The sequence below is a fragment of the Flagellimonas iocasae genome (genome assembly GCF_042682725.1).
GTDB lineage: Bacteria > Bacteroidota > Bacteroidia > Flavobacteriales > Flavobacteriaceae > Flagellimonas > Flagellimonas iocasae.
Genome location: NZ_JBHUHU010000003.1, coordinates 770,043 through 787,477 on the forward strand (window position 1 = coordinate 770,043; position 17,435 = coordinate 787,477).

Here is a 17,435-nt window from a genome sequence, read left to right on the forward strand (position 1 = left end):
GCTTATTTCTCTGAAAGCAACCAAGCATCGCGGGATTCTGTTGCTTTTACCTTTCTCAAGAAGACCAAGGCATCTTTCGGGTCTTCAAAGCTATCATAAGCCACTTGGTGGAGTCCATATCGATTAACCCCCAAATAAAAAGCATGATATCCTTTTTCTTTGAGCTCATCCACGCGCTTCTCCGCATTTTCTTCCATGCGATAAGCTCCTGCAATAACGTGGTGTTTACCCAATTGCTTTTTACTGACATTGATATTGATGGCTGGAAGCTCCAAAGGATCACTTTCAAAAAAAGTGGCTTCCTGAATCAATCGAGATACCTCTTGTTGGGCATCTTGCTGGGCAGCAACCTCCTTTTGCTGAAAATCACCATACGTTCGGTAGGAAGTCACACCCAAAGAAACGGCCAAAAGGAAGATGGCAGCATATTTTAACCAAGGCCTAAAAGATGTCTCTTCGCGTTTTTCAGGAGTGATGATAAACGGAATCTTTTCTTCCAGTTCCTCAACTTCCTCTTTCAACACTTCGCGTTGAATAGGCGTTGCAGCAAATGCGGACAACCCAAATGATGAAGTTAAATAGTTAACGCGGTTCTCAGGTTGAAATTGAATGCGTTGCTCTCGATTGAGCCACAGTTTGCCAATCCCGAAAAGTTCCAGGCTTTCACCAAGCTCCAATTTTTTGTTCCACTCTTCGGCCACGGTCTCCACTTCGTGGAGCAGTTCTTCATAGCCCAATTTTTTTTCCTTGGCAATATGCGACACCAAAAGCCCATCATTTTTGGACAATTGCGCATTAAAGGAAATGATTTTTGAAGGTGGAATCAGGGTATTGGTAACCGTATCGATTTCTGCGGATTTACCATGTGCCAAGAAAGCCCCAAAACCGGGAACCACGACACAGTTGTATTCAAACAGAAGTTTTTCTATGTAGGAGTCAATCCGCATAGCCACAAATATTGTAAAAAATGAAAGAGTACAAAATAAGCAGGATAACTTTTTATTAACATTTGAAAATCTGTATTTTGTGGACAACTTTGACGCCCAAATCAAATGACTGAACCTGAAATTATTGCGGCCCTGCGCTTGCAGGCCATCCCAAATATTGGCGATGTTACGGCCAAAAAATTAATTGCACATTGTGGTAGTCCAACAGCCGTTTTTGAGGACAAGATGCAACACCTTTTAAAAATTGATGGTGTTGGCACCTTCACCTTGAATGGCCTATTTGATGCTTCACACTTGGATGAAGCCGAGGCGGAATATGAATTTATAGCCAAAGAAGGCATTTCCCCATCCTATTTTATGGATGAAGATTATCCCCATTACCTAAAACATTGCATGGATGCACCCATTTTGTTGTTTCAGCGGGGAGACATCAATCTAAACCAAAAACGCATCATTAGCGTCGTGGGCACTCGGAACATAACCAACTATGGTAGTGCGTTCTGTGAAGCATTTATTGAGGAAATTGCTCCACTGGACCCCATTATTGTAAGTGGTTTTGCCTATGGAGTGGACATTACCATCCAAAAAGCGGCAATGGACCGCGGACTCCAAACTATCGGGTGCCTGGCGCATGGCTTGAATCAAATTTATCCGAAGGCTCATAAAAAATACGCCTCCAAAATGGAGCAAAAAGGCGGATTCATCTCTGAATTTTGGAGCAGCAGCAACCCGGATAGAGAAAACTTCTTAAAACGTAACCGAATCATAGCGGGAATCAGTGAGGCAACCCTTGTGGTGGAGTCCGCGGAAAAAGGGGGTAGTTTGGTCACCGCAGATTTGGCCAATGTATACAATCGAGAGGTGTTTGCCGTACCGGGAAGGTATTCGGATAAGTTTAGCAAGGGATGCAATGACCTCATTAAACAACAAAAGGCCCACTTATTGACCTCTGCCGCAGAGTTGATTTACCTCTTGGGATGGGATTTGGAGGAAAAAAAGGACGAATCTGCTGTGCAAAAGCAGCTGTTCATCGAGTTGGATGAAACAGAACAGTCAATCTACTCCTACCTGCAGTTGAACGGAAAACAGGTACTGGACACCGTGGCTTTAGCGTGTAATCTGCCCATTTTTAAAACATCTTCCACATTATTGGGCATGGAAATGAAAGGCGTGATCCGACCATTGCCCGGTAAACTGTTTGAAGCGATTTGAACAACAAACAATGAACAAATAACAATCAATACCCCAATTTCTCCCGGACCCGTTCCAACACTCCATTGGCCACTTTTTTGGCTTTTTCGGCACCAATGGCAAGGGCTTCATCTACTTCGTTCAAGTGATTCATGTAGTATTCAAACTTTTCCCGAGGCTCTTCAAACTTGTTCAAAATCACTTCGTATAAAGCTTGTTTTGCGTGTCCATAGCCATAATTTCCGGCCAAATAATTGGCACTCATCTCTTCAATCTGTTCAGGGGAGGCCAAAAGCTTGTATAGAGCAAATACGTTGTCGTTGGTGGGGTCTTTAGGAGCTTCCATGGGAGTGCTGTCCGTAACAATACCCATGATTTGTTTCCTTAATGATTTATCTGGCTGAAAAATATTGATGAGGTTACCGCGACTCTTGCTCATTTTTTCGCCATCGGTGCCAGGGACGTACATGGTCTGTTCATGTACTTTGGCTTCTGGCATTACAAAGGTTTCGCCCATTTGGTTATGAAAACGTGAAGCAACATCACGGGTCATCTCCAAGTGTTGCAACTGGTCCTTCCCTACGGGAACAATATTGGCATCATACAATAAAATATCTGCCGCCATAAGCATAGGGTAGGTAAATATTCCTGCATTCACATCCTCCAAACGGTCCGCTTTATCTTTAAAGGAGTGAGCCAAAGTCAATCGTTGGTATGGAAAAAAGCAACAAAGGTACCAAGCTAATTCAGCCGTTAGCGGGATATCACTTTGTCTGTAAAAAACCGTTTTATCGATATCCAAGCCAAAGGCCAACCAAGCCGCTGCAATAGCATGTGTATTGTTTCGCAAGAGTTTCCCATCCTTAATCTGGGTAAGGGAATGCATATCCGCAATAAAGAGAAACGAATCGTTTTTAGGGTCTTGCGCCATTTCAATGGCAGGTTGGATCGCTCCCAATATATTCCCTAAATGGGGTACACCTGTACTTTGTATTCCGGTCAGAATTCGGGCCATGCTTAATTTTTGCCCGTAAAAGTACGCATCCATGGGCTATAAAAAAAGAAGTTGAAATGGCTACTTTTAAGCCATTGGTCGAAGGAAGGAAGTTCTTTGTTTTCAATACCGTCCAAAAAGGCTATTTTTAGCACATGCTGCACATCTTAAAAAGAATTGGTCAGGTTGTGTACCGGGTTTGGTTTTATCTGCTTGTGGCCATTCCCATTCTTGTATTTTTTCCTATTCTTTTGCTGCTGACGTTTTCGGAACAAACCTATCCACAATTTTTTTGGATGGCTCGTAATTTTTGGGCTCGACCCATATTGTACGGCATGGGGTGCTTTCCGAAAATTGAAAGGGAACAACGTTTGGAAAAAGGAAAAAGCTACATGTTGGTGGCCAACCATGCTAGTATGTTGGACATTATGTTGATGCTTTTGGTGAGTCGAAACCCTTTTGTCTTTGTCGGAAAAAAAGAGCTGGAGAAGATTCCCGTTTTTGGATTTTTCTACAAGCGGGTCTGCATTATGGTGGATAGGGACAGTATTCGAAGCCGGACTGGAGTGTACAGAAGGGCCCAACGAAGGCTGGACCAAGGGTTGAGCATTTGTATTTTTCCCGAAGGAGGTGTTCCAGATGAAGCTATTGTTCTGGATGAGTTCAAGGATGGTGCCTTTAAAATGGCCATTGCCCATAAAATCCCCATTGTGCCGATTACCTTTTACGACAACAAAAAGCGATTTCCGTTTACATTTTTCAGTGGAGGCCCCGGCAGGATAAGGGCCAAAGTCCACCATTTCTTTGAAACCGGCATATTGGGCGAAGAGGACAAATCTACACTTCGTGAGGAGGTTCGAGAGGTTATTTTAAAGGAACTCACTCATTAAGATTTGGAAACGTGATAGTAATGATACCCTCGTAAAGCGTATTGTCATCAGTGATGGATATTTCCGAAGTAATCTTGTAATTTTTAACGGTATTTAAGAGCCGGATATGATCTTGCCATTTTAAAATGCCCTCCCGATATTCCGGTTGATTGGTAATATTTGAGCCTGTACTTTGCCGTGTATGTTGAAGTTCCAGCGTTACCAGCCTTTCTGTTACAGAGAAATTAACATGGAATACATGGTCCTTTTCCATATTGTACATGGCTTTTTCAATGATATTCTCAAAAAAGGTCTGGATGACAAAGGAAGGAATTATGGCATCCTTCAGTGGTTGTTCACTGGCATCGGTATGGATGAAATATTCAAAAGAATTATCATATCTAAACTTTTGAAGTTTTAGATAACCGCGTAGCATTTCAATTTCGTCGGAAAGTACCACTGTGTCATGTTCAATATTTTTCAGATAGAACCGAATAAGCTTACTGAAGGTGGACAAGTAATCCAGCGCCAATACCTTTTCCTCCGAAGCCACAAAATATTGAATGGCGTTCAACGAATTGAAAACAAAATGCGGGTTTAGTTGCGAATTGAGCATTTTCAGCTTTAGCGCCAATATTTCTTCCTTTATTTTGTAAAGTGTGCTTTGCTCATCCAATAGCGCTTTGGTGGCCCTTACGTTATGGATTTTTATGGCACATATGGATGCAATGGCAGTGAGCATTTTAAGGTGATGGGTCGTAAAAAATCCTGCGGTAGGATGTTCACAATCAATAACCCCATAAATTGTATTTTCATAACTGATGGGTACACAGATTTCGGAGAGTCGGGTCTCATCATCCCTAATATATCTGGGGTCTTTGGAAGTGTTTTCAATGATTTCTGGAACACCAGTGCGCGCCACATAACCTGTTATTCCTTCACCAATAGAAATTTCCACTGGGTTGTAAAGGGTTTCATCCTTTGGGTTTTTAGGTCCGTAGGCTGCTTTTTGTAGCAATAGGTTGTTTTCATAATCGATGAGGTAGACAACGCAGTCCACAAAATCTAATTTTGAAATACAGTTTTTGGCTAAGTCCCACAGTATTTCGGTCTCATTTTCCTTTCCCAAAAGCGACTTTGAGAAATAGATAAGAATATCTTCGAACTGACTGTTTTTCAAAGTGATACCATTTGCTATAGAAACGGTAAAATAATAATTTTTGTGATACCTTGTTCCCCTTATTAGTTGATTGTCATAGGATTGGGATGAATAGGCATAAAAAGAAAACGCCCTATTTCAGGAACAGGGCGCTAAAGTGATTGCCTAAAGGGGCAATCTTCCTAACCAACATTGTCAACTTCTAAAACTTAAAGCTAATACCACTATAGATTCCAACGGAAAATGGCTGGAATTGGCCTGCAGTTTTAGAAAACGTATTCATTTGATATTTAAAAACAGGTTCTACACTAAGCTCTACTTTTGGAGAGAAATCATAATTGAGTCCCATTCCAAAATTGGCACTGAAGTTTACATCATTGGCGTTGGTGGCCTCACCCACTTCGGTGACCAAACCTTCAGACTCCACCAATACGGAATTTTCCACAAGGAATAGGGAACTTACACCCCCAATGAGGTCAACCCCAAATTTTCGGTCAATCACCGAATAATTTAACTCAACCGGCACCTCAATATAGCCCAGTTGCTGTACCATTTTTCCATCCAATACGGGGATTTCGTTGGAAGCAAGCTCCAAAAAGGCATCCGTTGGAATGCTGTTCGGGAGACTGTTTTTACTTTGGACAATAAGCGTCTCTGATTTTTGACTGTAATTGATGTTTTCCAACTTGTCGCTGGCGGCCGATCTTGCCGAAGAGGAAAACAACACATCATTGGTATCGTAACCATAGTTTACCCGATGTACCCCGGACTTGATTTTTAATTTTTTACCAACTTCATAAGCCACCGAAAGACCGTAGCTTAAATTAAGGTTACCTGATTTTGAGTTGGAGGAGAAATCGGAATGAATGGGGGAGCCTTTTCCTGCGGCACTGAAATATACGGGTGCCACGGATGGGCCAACAGACCATTTGCCAGCGGCGGTATTGTCAGCAATGATTGTTTCTTCCTCCTGCTCCCGAATGGCATCATAAATGGATTTCTTTCCATCTTCTATTTTTTGCTCCTCATTTTGGGCAATTGCCTCTTCATTTTTAGCCTCGGTCATAGTTTGAAGGTTCTTGTCCCGAGAGTTGTCTTGGGCAATGGCTTTATCACTTTCAGAAGTGGCATTGTCAATACTGTTCCTTTTTTGGTTGGATGTGGCCTTATGCCCTTCCGCATTTTTATTAGACATCGCCAAAGCGTTGGACTCCCTTGTGTTTTGGGACAAAGAAACCGCATCTTGATCCTTGCCTATATTTTTCCCAAAATTGTCATTTTCGGCAACTTGTTGTTTCGAGCCAAGACTTTGGTTGGAATTGATATGACCCGCTGCACTTTGATTTTCATCTGCTTCTGTTTTAGAAGAAGATTCCACTAACCCTTCGGCACCATTGTTTATGGTAGCTGGGTCAATTTGTTCCTTACTGCCGCCCGATGGTTCGTCTTTAGTTGTTGAATCAACCTGGGTTTCCGTATCGGTAATGATGATCTCATTCCGGTCTTGTGTGTTTTCAAACGGATTGAAAACATAGAACAGCACTGCCAACAGTGCGGCCACACCACCAAGCTGCCACCAAAGTGGAACAACGCGTTTTTTCTGTTTCTTCTTGTCCAAGGAAGCTTCAATGGAGTTCCAGACCCTTTCATCCGGAACTTCCTGAAACCCTTCAAAGGTCTCCTTGAACAATTGCTCTAAATTCTTTTTCCCCATCGTTAAGTTCTTTAAGCAATGTTTATTTTCTCTTTTTCTATTTTTTCCCTCAAAATCATTTTGGCCCGTGCCAAATTGGACTTGGAGGTTCCCGTGGATGTCCCCAACATCTCACTTATTTCCTTATGGCTATACCCGTCCAACACATAAAGGTTGAAGGTTAGCCGGTATTTATTTGGTAACTCTTGAATGTACCCCAAGAGGGTAGATAGACTTATATCAGTCCCCTCGGTATCCACCTCGGCTTCTTCTCCAATATTTTCTGAAACTACATTGAGGTGTTGTTCCTTTCGGTATTTCTGCAATACGGTATTTACCGTGATCCGCTTGATCCAACCTTCAAAGGAACCTTGAAAACTGTACTGGTCAATTTTGCTGAAAATGGTCATAAAACTGTCATGGAGGTTGTCTTCAGCCTCCGTTTTGTTCTTGGAATACTTGAGACACATACCGAAAAGAATACCGGAATATCTCCGGTATAATTCGGCTTGTGCCCGCCTTTCTCCCTTTTTACAGTTTTCTATCAGCTCTTCAAGATCCAAATGTTGGTCAATTTTGGATTATTGATGTCTAGTTTGTTGTGGCTTCGCCTACCACTGGAACATCATATTCCAGATAGACGGCCGCGTCATTTTCGTCCCTGCCAGCATAAAATTTAAAATGATATTCCCCTGTAAAGATTACTTTAAACTGCATGGTGGCAATAACTTCTTCAACGGCTTGGGTACATGTAATGTCGTTATCGGTCAATCTAGACCCAACTACAAGTACTTCGCGTTCGGTCTGTGCGGTTTTTATCACATCAAACCCTTCAAAGTAAGTACAACCATCATTCCTTACATAGGTCACATCAATATCGTAGGTTTCGTTGAGTTCAAAGGACTCGGGCATATCTACATCCACGACGGCCAATGAGGTAAAATAAAAATTTGGGGTGTCATCATCCAGCTCACACGAACTGAACGAAAAAACTGCCACAAGAAAAACTAGGGGCATCAACAACTTTCTTGTCATAAAAATCCTTTTTTATTCCCTAGATGTGCAGTATAGGCAAGGGTTGCGTAGGATTTTCACAAGCAAAAGTTAAACGACCAAAAAATGGGGTCAACTTACGCCTTTACTGTAGAAATGGCCTCTTTGATTTTGCTTTCCAATTCTTCGGCAAGCTCGGGATTGTCTAATAATAAGGCTTTTACGGCATCTCTACCCTGTCCCAGTTTGGTATCGCCATAACTGAACCAAGAACCACTTTTCTTCACAATTTCATAGGCAACGCCCAAATCGAGGATTTCCCCAACCTTGGAAATACCTTCACCATACATAATATCGAATTCCGCGGTTTTAAAAGGTGGGGCCACTTTGTTCTTTACCACTTTTACACGGGTCTTGTTCCCCTGTACATCACCGTCAGTGTCCTTTATTTGGGTGGAACGTCTAATATCCAACCGTACGGAAGAATAGAATTTCAACGCATTACCACCAGTGGTGGTTTCTGGGTTTCCAAACATGACACCAATCTTTTCACGTAACTGGTTGATGAATATTACGGTACATTTTGTTTTGCTGATGGTTGAAGTCAATTTTCTGAGCGCTTGGGACATCAAACGGGCATGAAGACCCACCTTTGAATCTCCCATTTCTCCTTCAATTTCACTTTTAGGGGTAAGGGCGGCAACTGAATCCACAATAACAATATCAATAGCACCGGAACGAATAAGGTTGTCAGCAATTTCTAAAGCCTGTTCCCCATGGTCGGGTTGCGAGATGATGAGGTTATCGATGTCTACCCCCAATTTTTGCGCGTAGAAACGGTCAAAAGCATGTTCCGCATCAATGAAAGCCGCAATGCCACCTGCTTTTTGTGCTTCGGCAATGGCATGAAGCGTCAATGTGGTCTTACCGGAAGATTCGGGGCCATAAATTTCAATCACACGCCCACGAGGGTATCCGCCCACGCCGAGTGCAATGTCCAATCCCAACGATCCAGAAGGTATCGCCTCAATATCTTCCACAACACTATCACCCATTTTCATGACAGCACCTTTGCCATAGGTCTTGTCCAATTTGTCCAGCGTTAGTTTGAGGGCTTTTAATTTTGCTTCTTTCTCGTTGCTCATGGTTTATAGAATTAGGAAGGCTAAATTACCATTTCTTTCCACATACGGCAAAAGCCACGCAACCTTTTTATAAGCATTGAATCTAAGGGGTACTAACTCAATATCCATAGAGCTGTACTCAGCTCGTTCAAGGAAGTGGGGAAAATACAGCTGTGAAAAAGTTTAAAGTGGTTTAAGGGCTTCTTACAATAGAGGCCCTTTTTCATTTTACCTATCAGGAATTTTTATCTTTGCACCAGTTTTTACAAAAAACCATTCTGTAACTTAAATATTGGTATAGCATGCAACTGTACAATACACTAAGTGCAAAGGAAAGGGAAAAACTTATTGAGGAAGCCGGTCAAGATCGGCTTACCATCTCTTTCTATAAATATGCACACATTGGGAATCCCCAAATTTTACGAAACCATCTTTTTTTGACTTGGGATGAAATGGACGTTCTCGGCCGGATCTATGTCGCCTTTGAGGGCGTGAATGCACAGCTTTCCGTGCCCGCTGAAAATTTTAATGCCTTTAAGAGCCATTTGGACAGCATTTCCTTTTTGGAAAACGTTCGATTGAACATCGCCATTGAGCAGGACAATAAATCCTTCTTGAAGCTTAAAGTGAAGGTAAGGGATAAAATTGTGGCCGACGGTCTTAATGACAACACTTTTGATGTCACCAACAAGGGAATCCATGTGGGAGCCGAACAGTTCAACGAACTTATTGAAGACCCCGACACGGTTTTGGTGGATATGCGAAACCACTACGAAAGTGAGATTGGTCATTTTAAAAATGCCATAACTCCAGATGTGGACACGTTCCGGGATTCTTTGGACATCATTGAGCAGGATTTGTCAGAGCACAAGGAGGATAAAAAATTGGTCATGTACTGCACCGGGGGCATCCGTTGTGAAAAAGCCAGTGCTTACTACAAGCACAAGGGTTTCAAAAATGTATACCAATTGGAAGGGGGTATTATTGAGTATACCCGACAAGTGCGTGCCCAAAATCTCGAAAACAAATTTCTAGGAAAAAACTTTGTTTTTGATCACAGAAGAGGTGAGCGCATTTCTGAGGATGTCATTTCCCATTGTCATCAATGTGGAAAGCCTTGCGACACACATGTGAACTGTGCCAACGAAGCGTGCCATTTGTTGTTTATTCAATGTGCGGAATGCGCAGCCGCCATGGATAATTGTTGCTCCACGGAGTGCCAGGAAATCCATGGATTACCGTATGAAGAGCAAAAAGAATTGCGAAAAGGAAAGGGGGCCAGCAACAAGATTTTTAAAAAAGGTCGCTCCCCTGTGTTGAAATACAAGAAGTAGCATTTCAATACCCCCGTAAATTATACTATATTTACAATTAGTAATTTTTATGAACCCTTTTTAAGGAAATATTTCAGTAGTTCCTTAAATCAAGATATTAAATATGGCGTGTAGCAGTTGTTCAACCGGGAAGGATGGACAACCGCGTGGTTGCAAGAACAATGGGACTTGCGGCACTGATGGTTGTAACAAGCTAACGGTCTTTGATTGGCTTTCCAATATGTCGTTGCCCAACGGTCAAAAACCTTTTGACTGTGTTGAGGTACGTTTCAAGAATAGTAGAAAGGAATTTTACAGAAATGTGGACAATCTTCCATTGTCCATTGGTGATGTGGTGGCCACACAGGCCAAATCCGGTCACGATGTGGGCATGGTAACCCTTACCGGCGAATTGGTTCGGGTACAGATGAAGCGGAAAAAGGAGTCTCCGGATGACAGTTCCCTTCCAAAAATCTACCGAAAGGCAACTCAGCGTGATATTGACATTTGGCAAAAATGTCGGGATAAAGAAGAAGAAATCAAAAAGAGATCTCGTGAAATCGCCATCGCCCTAAAACTTGAAATGAAACTCAGTGATGTTGAATTTCAGGGGGACGGCTCCAAGGCTACATTTTATTATACCGCCGAAGACCGGGTGGACTTTAGGCAATTGATCAAGGATATGGCCAAGGCCTTTAGTATCCGGATTGAAATGCGCCAAATCGGGTATCGGCAAGAAGCTCAGCGTTTGGGTGGAATAGGTTCCTGCGGAAGGGAATTGTGCTGTTCTACCTGGTTGACCGATTTCAGGTCCGTAAGCACAGCTTCCGCCAGATATCAGCAATTGGCGTTGAATCCCCAGAAATTGGCTGGACAGTGTGGCAAGCTCAAATGCTGTCTCAACTATGAACTGGATATGTATCTGGAAGCGTTGAAGGATTTTCCTCCTCAAGACAGTAAGCTGTTGACCAAAAAGGGATTGGCCTTTTGCCAAAAAGCAGATATTTTTAAAGAAACCTTATGGTTTTCCTACAAAGATGACCCCGCTACATGGCATGCATTAAGTAAAGAACAAGTACTGGAAATTTTGGAGCTCAACCAGAAAAATGAAAAAATCGACAGTCTGGAGGAATATGCAGCGGACAATGTAAGCGATGAAAAAATGGCTTTTGAAAATGTGGTGGGTCAAGACAGCCTAACCCGTTTTGATAGGCCAAAAAACAAGAAACGAAGAAACAAAAAACGCAGGAAGTCCAAATCTAAAGCATCCTCCAATGCGAAATAGCCTACCTTTCCTTCTAATTGTGACCCTGTTCTGGTCATGCAACGATCACTTGGTGTATTCAGAATATGAGCCGCTGAAAGAAGGCAAATGGGAGATTGAAAAGGTGGTGAACTTTGAATTTTCCGGGATGGACACCATCACCCCCTACAATATGTTCATCAACATAAGAAACGATGATACCTTCCCGTTCAGCAATCTATTTTTGATCACCGAGTTTGAAGCCCCCGATGGAAATACCTTAAAGGATACATTGGAGTATAGAATGGCACAACCGACCGGCGAATGGCTGGGCAAAGGCCTGGGTAGTGTCAAGGAAAACAAACTTTGGTTTCAGGAAAACGTCGTTTTTCCAGATTCAGGCGTATATAAAGTGAGCATTTCACATGCCATGCGCAAGAATGGTGATGTTGAAGGCGTTTATATTCTGGATGGTATTACGGACGTAGGTTTGGAAATTGAAAAAAGTATCCCATAATAGTAATGGCAAAGAAGGTTCAAAAGAAACAACAGCAAGGTTATTTCAAGTTTATTAAGTGGTTCTGGATACTTTTTGGTTCAGGAGTTCTAGTGGTCATATTAATTTTCCTTTTGGCATCATGGGGTGCTTTTGGTGAAATGCCCACCTTTGAACGTTTGGAAAATCCAGAGACCAATTTGGCCACGGAATTTCTTTCTTCAGATGGACAGACTTTGGGAAAACTTTATTTGGATGACAACCGGACTTGGGTTGATTATGACACCCTGCCACAAAATTTGATTGACGCCCTAGTTGCCACAGAAGATGCAAGATATTATGATCACTCCGGAATTGATGCCAGAGGATTTGCAAGAGCGCTGGCCTTTTTGGGCACAAAAGGAGGAGCCAGTACTATATCTCAACAATTGGCAAGGCAGCTTTTTATTGGTGTAAGAGATAGGGAAAGTACCACCAATGCCATTCTTCAAAAAGTTAAGGAATGGGTCATTGCCACTCGATTGGAGCGCAACTACACCAAAGAAGAAATTATGGCGATGTATTTCAATATCTATGATTTTGGAAACAATGCTGATGGTATTCGTTCTGCATCCCGAATTTATTTTGGAAAAGAACCCTACGAACTACGGACGGAAGAATCCGCTATGTTGGTGGGAATGTTCAAGAATTCTTCGTTGTACAACCCAAGGCCCAATAGAAACCCAGTTGGAACCAAAAACAGGAGGAATACTGTTTTGGGCCAAATGGCTAAATATGGTTACATCACAGAAGAGGTGAAAGATTCGTTGCAGAAACTGGAAATGAAACTCAATTATAGCCCAGAATCACACCGAGAAGGATTGGCAACTTATTTTAGAATGTATCTTCAGCGCTGGTTAAATGGTTGGGTAAAGGACAATCCAAAACCAGATGGTGAACAATGGAACATCTATTTGGATGGATTGAAGGTCTATACCACGGTCGACTCAAGAATGCAACGTAATGCCGAGGAAGCTGTGCAAGAACATATGAAAAATCTGCAGGCAGAGTTTTTCAATCAAAATACTCCACAGCGGAACCCAACAGCACCATTTTTGGATTTGAGCAAGGGTGCCATTGACACAATTATGGAACGTGCCATGAAAGCTTCCCCAAGATGGCGACAATTAAAACGCGAAGGATTGTCCGAAAAAGACATAGAGGCCACATTCCATAAAAAGGCCGAGATGACCGTTTTTGATTGGAACAGCGATTCCTATGAAAAGGATACAGTCATGACACCTATGGATTCCATTCGCTATTACAAGACTTTTCTACGGACGGCCATGATGTCCATGGAGCCTCAAACTGGGCATGTAAAGGCGTGGGTTGGTGGAATCGACTACAAACATTTTCAATATGATCAGGTTTATCAAGGAGCAAGACAGGCTGGATCCACCTTTAAGCCTTTTGTATATGCTGCAGCCATAGATCAGTTACGATATTCACCTTGTTATACCTTACCAGATAACCAATATTGTATTGAACCCGGAAAGCATGGAAACATGGAGGCCTGGTGTCCAAAAAATTCAGATGGGACATATTCTGGTGATGATATGACATTGAAAAGTGCATTGGCCAATTCGGTAAATACCATTACGGCCCAATTGATCGATAGGGTAGGGCCTGGCTCTGTAGTCTCCATTGCAAGAAATATGGGAATCACTAAAGATATCCCAGAGGTGCCATCCATTGCCTTGGGGACCTTGGATATCAATATTTATGAAATGGTAGGAGCCTACGGAACCTTTGCCAACCAGGGAGTCTATGTAAAACCGGTAATGGTGACCCGTATTGAAGATAAAAATGGAACTGTACTCTACGAGTACACACCAGAAACCAAAGACGTTCTGAGCAAAGATGTGGCCTATGCCATGGTCAATTTGATGGAAGGAGTTACTCAATACGGTTCAGGTGGACGTTTACGACACACGTATGGTAAAAACCAAACCATGTACAAGGAAGTAATGACAGGATACCCATACGAATTAAACAATCCCATTGCTGGAAAAACAGGTACAACTCAAAACCAAAGTGATGGTTGGTTTATGGGAATGGTGCCCAATTTGGTCACTGGTGTATGGGTAGGTGGAGAAGAGCGGTCCATCCACTTTAATCGTCTTCTCTATGGACAAGGAGCAACCATGGCACTGCCTATTTGGGCCCTCTACATGAAAAAGAACTATGCCAACGAAGAAATTGGCGTATCTAAAGATGCTTTTGAAGAACCGGAAGAAATGTCTATAAATCTAGATTGTTCCAAGCAGACACAAGAAGAACAAGATGATTTGGATACGGAAGACGATTTGGAGGACATCGATTTTTAGTCCAACCACATCTATAAAAATAGCAGCCCCAAGCATGAAATGTCTTGGGGCTTTTTTATTTAAATCGTAATTTCAAGCAATTGGAAAAAAGCACATAATGATTAACAAAAAAGTTTCGGATGTTTCAGAAGCCTTAAAAGGCGTGCAAGATGGAATGACGTTTATGCTTGGTGGATTTGGCCTCTGCGGCATCCCAGAGAACGCTATTGCTGAATTGGTCAAATTGGGAATCAAGGACATCACCTGTATCTCAAATAATGCAGGTGTGGACGATTTTGGTCTTGGCCTGCTCTTACAAAAGCATCAGATTAAGAAAATGATATCTTCCTATGTTGGGGAGAACGACGAGTTTGAACGTCAAATGTTGAGTGGTGAACTGGAGGTAGAGCTGACACCCCAAGGCACGTTGGCTGAAAAATGCAGGGCAGCCCAAGCAGGTTTCCCTGCTTTTTACACTCCTGCAGGTTACGGAACTGAAGTGGCCGAGGGAAAAGAAACCCGAGAGTTTGATGGTAAAATGTACGTGTTGGAGCCGGCTTTTAAAGCTGATTTCTCCTTTGTAAAAGCATGGAAAGGGGACGAAGCCGGCAATTTGATTTTTAAAGGAACGGCACGCAATTTTAACCCGTGTATGTGCGGGGCCGCGAAGATTACGGTGGCTGAGGTGGAGGAACTCCTTCCAGCCGGAAGTTTGGACCCCAATGAGATTCATATCCCCGGAATATTTGTGCAGCGCATTTTCCAAGGTGAGAAGTATGAAAAACGAATTGAACAACGAACCGTTCGTAGAATGAAATCAATGTAATAATGAATTAATGATAAAAAGGGAAAATGTAATCGTTACCAAATCCGTAGATTTTGCCTTGAGAATAATTGATTTTTGTGAAACCCTAGAAAGTGAACGGAAATTTGTGGTTGCCAATCAGCTACTAAAATCGGGAACAAGTATAGGTGCTAATATTCATGAAGCACAAAATGCGGAAAGCAGAGCGGATTTTATTCACAAAGTAAAAATAGCCTTAAAAGAACTTGAAGAAGTAAAGTATTGGTTGACTCTTTGTGAAAGGGCAGAAAGCTATCCTTTTAAAACCAGTTTAAAGGATGGTGCGAATGAGTTGGGATTAATCATGTACAAGATTGTAAGTACGAGCAAGAGAAATCTCAAAAATTGATTTATTGATACATTAAAAGCATTATACCATTATTTATATGTTGGATAAAGAAGGAATTGCAAAGCGAATCGCAAAAGAGGTCAAGGATGGATACTACGTCAATTTGGGAATAGGCATTCCCACCTTGGTGGCCAATTTTGTTCGGGACGATATCAGTGTGGAATTTCAAAGTGAAAACGGAGTGCTCGGCATGGGACCTTTCCCATACGAAGGCGAAGAGGACGCCGATATCATCAATGCAGGAAAACAGACCATAACCACCTTGCCTGGAGCTTCTTTTTTTGACTCCGCCCTTAGTTTTGGGATGATAAGGGGCAAACACGTGGACCTCACCATCTTGGGTGCTATGGAAGTGGCAGAGAACGGCGACATCGCCAATTGGAAGATTCCTGGTAAAATGGTCAAAGGAATGGGCGGAGCCATGGATTTGGTAGCATCCGCCGAGAACATCATCGTTGCCATGATGCATACCAATAGGGCCGGGGAGTCAAAATTGCTTAAAAGATGCACGTTGCCTTTGACGGGTGTTGGATGCGTAAAAAAGATTGTGACTAATCTGGCCGTTTTGGAGGTCACTTCCAAAGGCTTCAAACTATTGGAAAGAGCGCCGGGAATTAGTGTTGAGGAAATTGAGAAGGCTACCGAAGGAAACCTGATTGTGGAGGGAGAGATACCCGAAATGAAGATTTAGCAAATACCAACCGTTTTTTTACAACAAAATAAAACCATTACACAACATAAGTTTTAATTTGCCATTCATCGAGTTTATATTTGGTTATATCGAATTTTTATCCCAAATTAACAACCAATAAAGTAATACCATGGCAGCCAAATTAAACCACACCACAATGGACGAGACCGTTCAAGTGTACCGAAACGATTTCTTTACAGGATTTATGTTATTGATCAAGAAGCTTTTTATGCTTTAGACCAGTATATTTTCCCCCTGAAAATCTTGGAGCCAACAGTTTTGTTTGGCTCTTTTTTTTGCGATACATTTGGGAAAAGGCCATCATGGAACTGAATTTTCGGCAATGTAAAATCTCTGATTTGGATGCTTTGGTGAAGATTTCCAAAGACACATTTATCGCCGCTTTTGAGAAGGACAATGACCCGTCCGATTTCCAAGAATACCTTCAAAAGGCATTCAGTCCTGAAAGATTGGGAACAGAACTGAAGAACCCCGATTCCATTTTTTATTTTGTGTTTGACTCCGAGACCCTGGTGGGCTACTTCAAATTAAATAAAGAAAGTGCCCAGACCGATGTGCATGAAGAGAATGCCATTGAACTGGAGCGGATTTATGTCACGCAAGCATATCAAGGGAAGAAAATTGGCTCCGAAATGCTCACTGAAATTTTAAATTTGAGCAAAAGGCTGAAAAAAGACTACCTCTGGCTAGGGGTTTGGGAGCACAATCCCAAAGCCATACGTTTTTACCAAAGACACGGCTTCCAAAAATTCGGGGAGCATCCCTATTACATTGGCAACGATAAACAGACCGATTGGTTGCTTCGGTTAGACCTTTAAAAAACTCTCCAAAAACAAAATATCCCCTTCCGAACGCAGCTTGTAACCAATAGAGTTTTCAAATGCGGCATGAATCAACAACGAAATTGCCTGAGCATTGGTCTTGGTAAGGCTATTGGTGCGGTACACTACATCCCGAATGGTTGAAAAGCTCACATTACACCGAATGGCAATGTTGGCATAATCGTCTTTGGAAACATTTCTTCGCAACGTTTCGGAAAGCCGCTCACTGATTGGTTTGCCAAAGTCTTCTTTGGAAAACATGTCGTCACTGTTAATGACCAAGGCAAGATTTTTAATAGATCCCATCTCAATAGTTTTAGTGGATTACTAATTATTTTATTG

The 17,435-nt window shown here is 42.2% G+C and carries 18 protein-coding genes; 10 read left to right on the forward strand and 8 right to left on the reverse strand.

From position 1 onward, the window contains the following. Window positions 1-2 precede the first annotated feature (2 nt). Window positions 3-947 carry an HU domain-containing protein gene (locus tag ACFSJE_RS10695; protein ID WP_379830963.1) on the reverse strand — a complete coding sequence of 315 codons (945 nt, stop codon included), beginning with the start codon at window positions 945-947 and terminating at the stop codon, window positions 3-5. A 105-nt stretch (window positions 948-1,052) separates the two neighbouring features. On the opposite strand from ACFSJE_RS10695, the gene dprA reads away from it, so the two are divergent. Then, the gene (gene dprA / locus ACFSJE_RS10700; RefSeq protein ID WP_379830964.1) at window positions 1,053-2,159 is read left to right on the forward strand and encodes a DNA-processing protein DprA; all 1,107 of its coding nucleotides are present in this window, start codon (window positions 1,053-1,055) and stop codon (window positions 2,157-2,159) included. A 25-nt stretch (window positions 2,160-2,184) separates the two neighbouring features. On the opposite strand, the gene trpS is transcribed toward dprA, so the two are convergent. Beyond that, complete coding sequence (trpS, locus tag ACFSJE_RS10705; protein ID WP_379830965.1) at window positions 2,185-3,153, reverse strand: tryptophan--tRNA ligase; 969 nt, start codon at window positions 3,151-3,153, stop codon at window positions 2,185-2,187. A 134-nt stretch (window positions 3,154-3,287) separates the two neighbouring features. On the opposite strand from trpS, the gene ACFSJE_RS10710 reads away from it, so the two are divergent. After that, window positions 3,288-4,022, forward strand: a complete 735-nt coding sequence (locus ACFSJE_RS10710; protein ID WP_379830966.1) for a lysophospholipid acyltransferase family protein — start codon at window positions 3,288-3,290, stop codon at window positions 4,020-4,022. Here the strand turns inward: ACFSJE_RS10710 and ACFSJE_RS10715 are convergent. From ACFSJE_RS10715 to recA, 5 genes are all read right to left on the reverse strand, one after another. After that, window positions 4,012-5,181 (reverse strand): histidine kinase, encoded by a 1,170-nt coding sequence (locus tag ACFSJE_RS10715; protein ID WP_379830967.1) that lies wholly within the window; start codon window positions 5,179-5,181, stop codon window positions 4,012-4,014. The genes ACFSJE_RS10710 and ACFSJE_RS10715 overlap by 11 nt on opposite strands. A gap of 181 nt (window positions 5,182-5,362) precedes the next feature. Continuing rightward, window positions 5,363-6,874, reverse strand: coding sequence for a hypothetical protein (locus tag ACFSJE_RS10720; RefSeq protein ID WP_379830968.1), 1,512 nt, complete (start codon window positions 6,872-6,874; stop codon window positions 5,363-5,365). A gap of 11 nt (window positions 6,875-6,885) precedes the next feature. Beyond that, window positions 6,886-7,416 carry an RNA polymerase sigma factor gene (locus ACFSJE_RS10725; RefSeq protein WP_379830969.1) on the reverse strand — a complete coding sequence of 177 codons (531 nt, stop codon included), beginning with the start codon at window positions 7,414-7,416 and terminating at the stop codon, window positions 6,886-6,888. Window positions 7,417-7,444: 28 nt separating this feature from the next. Then, window positions 7,445-7,888, reverse strand: a complete 444-nt coding sequence (locus ACFSJE_RS10730) for a hypothetical protein (protein WP_379830970.1) — start codon at window positions 7,886-7,888, stop codon at window positions 7,445-7,447. A 95-nt stretch (window positions 7,889-7,983) separates the two neighbouring features. After that, window positions 7,984-8,991: a recombinase RecA gene (recA, locus tag ACFSJE_RS10735; RefSeq protein ID WP_379830971.1), complete on the reverse strand. Its 1,008-nt coding sequence runs from the start codon at window positions 8,989-8,991 to the stop codon at window positions 7,984-7,986. A gap of 281 nt (window positions 8,992-9,272) precedes the next feature. On the opposite strand from recA, the gene trhO reads away from it, so the two are divergent. The 8 genes from trhO to ACFSJE_RS10775 all read left to right on the forward strand — a co-directional run bounded on the left by trhO (window position 9,273) and on the right by ACFSJE_RS10775 (window position 17,090). Then, entirely contained in the window at window positions 9,273-10,304 is a 1,032-nt protein-coding gene (gene trhO / locus ACFSJE_RS10740; RefSeq protein ID WP_379830972.1) for an oxygen-dependent tRNA uridine(34) hydroxylase TrhO, read from the forward strand. A 103-nt stretch (window positions 10,305-10,407) separates the two neighbouring features. Further along, window positions 10,408-11,568: a PSP1 domain-containing protein gene (locus tag ACFSJE_RS10745; RefSeq protein WP_379830973.1), complete on the forward strand. Its 1,161-nt coding sequence runs from the start codon at window positions 10,408-10,410 to the stop codon at window positions 11,566-11,568. Continuing rightward, complete coding sequence (locus tag ACFSJE_RS10750) at window positions 11,558-12,043, forward strand: gliding motility lipoprotein GldH (protein WP_379830974.1); 486 nt, start codon at window positions 11,558-11,560, stop codon at window positions 12,041-12,043. The genes ACFSJE_RS10745 and ACFSJE_RS10750 overlap by 11 nt, the downstream gene beginning before the upstream one ends. Window positions 12,044-12,048: 5 nt before the next feature. Beyond that, a complete protein-coding gene (locus tag ACFSJE_RS10755; RefSeq protein WP_379830975.1) occupies window positions 12,049-14,388 on the forward strand; it encodes a penicillin-binding protein 1A in 2,340 nt (779 codons plus the stop codon). A 97-nt stretch (window positions 14,389-14,485) separates the two neighbouring features. After that, a complete protein-coding gene (locus tag ACFSJE_RS10760) occupies window positions 14,486-15,193 on the forward strand; it encodes a CoA transferase subunit A (RefSeq protein ID WP_379830976.1) in 708 nt (235 codons plus the stop codon). Window positions 15,194-15,203: 10 nt separating this feature from the next. Further along, on the forward strand, window positions 15,204-15,560 hold the full coding sequence (locus ACFSJE_RS10765; protein WP_379830977.1) for a four helix bundle protein: 357 nt from the start codon (window positions 15,204-15,206) through the stop codon (window positions 15,558-15,560). 37 nt (window positions 15,561-15,597) lie between these two features. Further along, window positions 15,598-16,251, forward strand: a complete 654-nt coding sequence (locus ACFSJE_RS10770) for a CoA transferase subunit B (protein WP_379830978.1) — start codon at window positions 15,598-15,600, stop codon at window positions 16,249-16,251. Window positions 16,252-16,574: 323 nt separating this feature from the next. After that, window positions 16,575-17,090, forward strand: a complete 516-nt coding sequence (locus ACFSJE_RS10775; protein ID WP_379830979.1) for a GNAT family N-acetyltransferase — start codon at window positions 16,575-16,577, stop codon at window positions 17,088-17,090. On the opposite strand, the gene ACFSJE_RS10780 is transcribed toward ACFSJE_RS10775, so the two are convergent. Further along, window positions 17,079-17,399: a hypothetical protein gene (locus tag ACFSJE_RS10780; RefSeq protein WP_379830980.1), complete on the reverse strand. Its 321-nt coding sequence runs from the start codon at window positions 17,397-17,399 to the stop codon at window positions 17,079-17,081. The genes ACFSJE_RS10775 and ACFSJE_RS10780 overlap by 12 nt on opposite strands. Window positions 17,400-17,435: the final 36 nt, after the last annotated feature.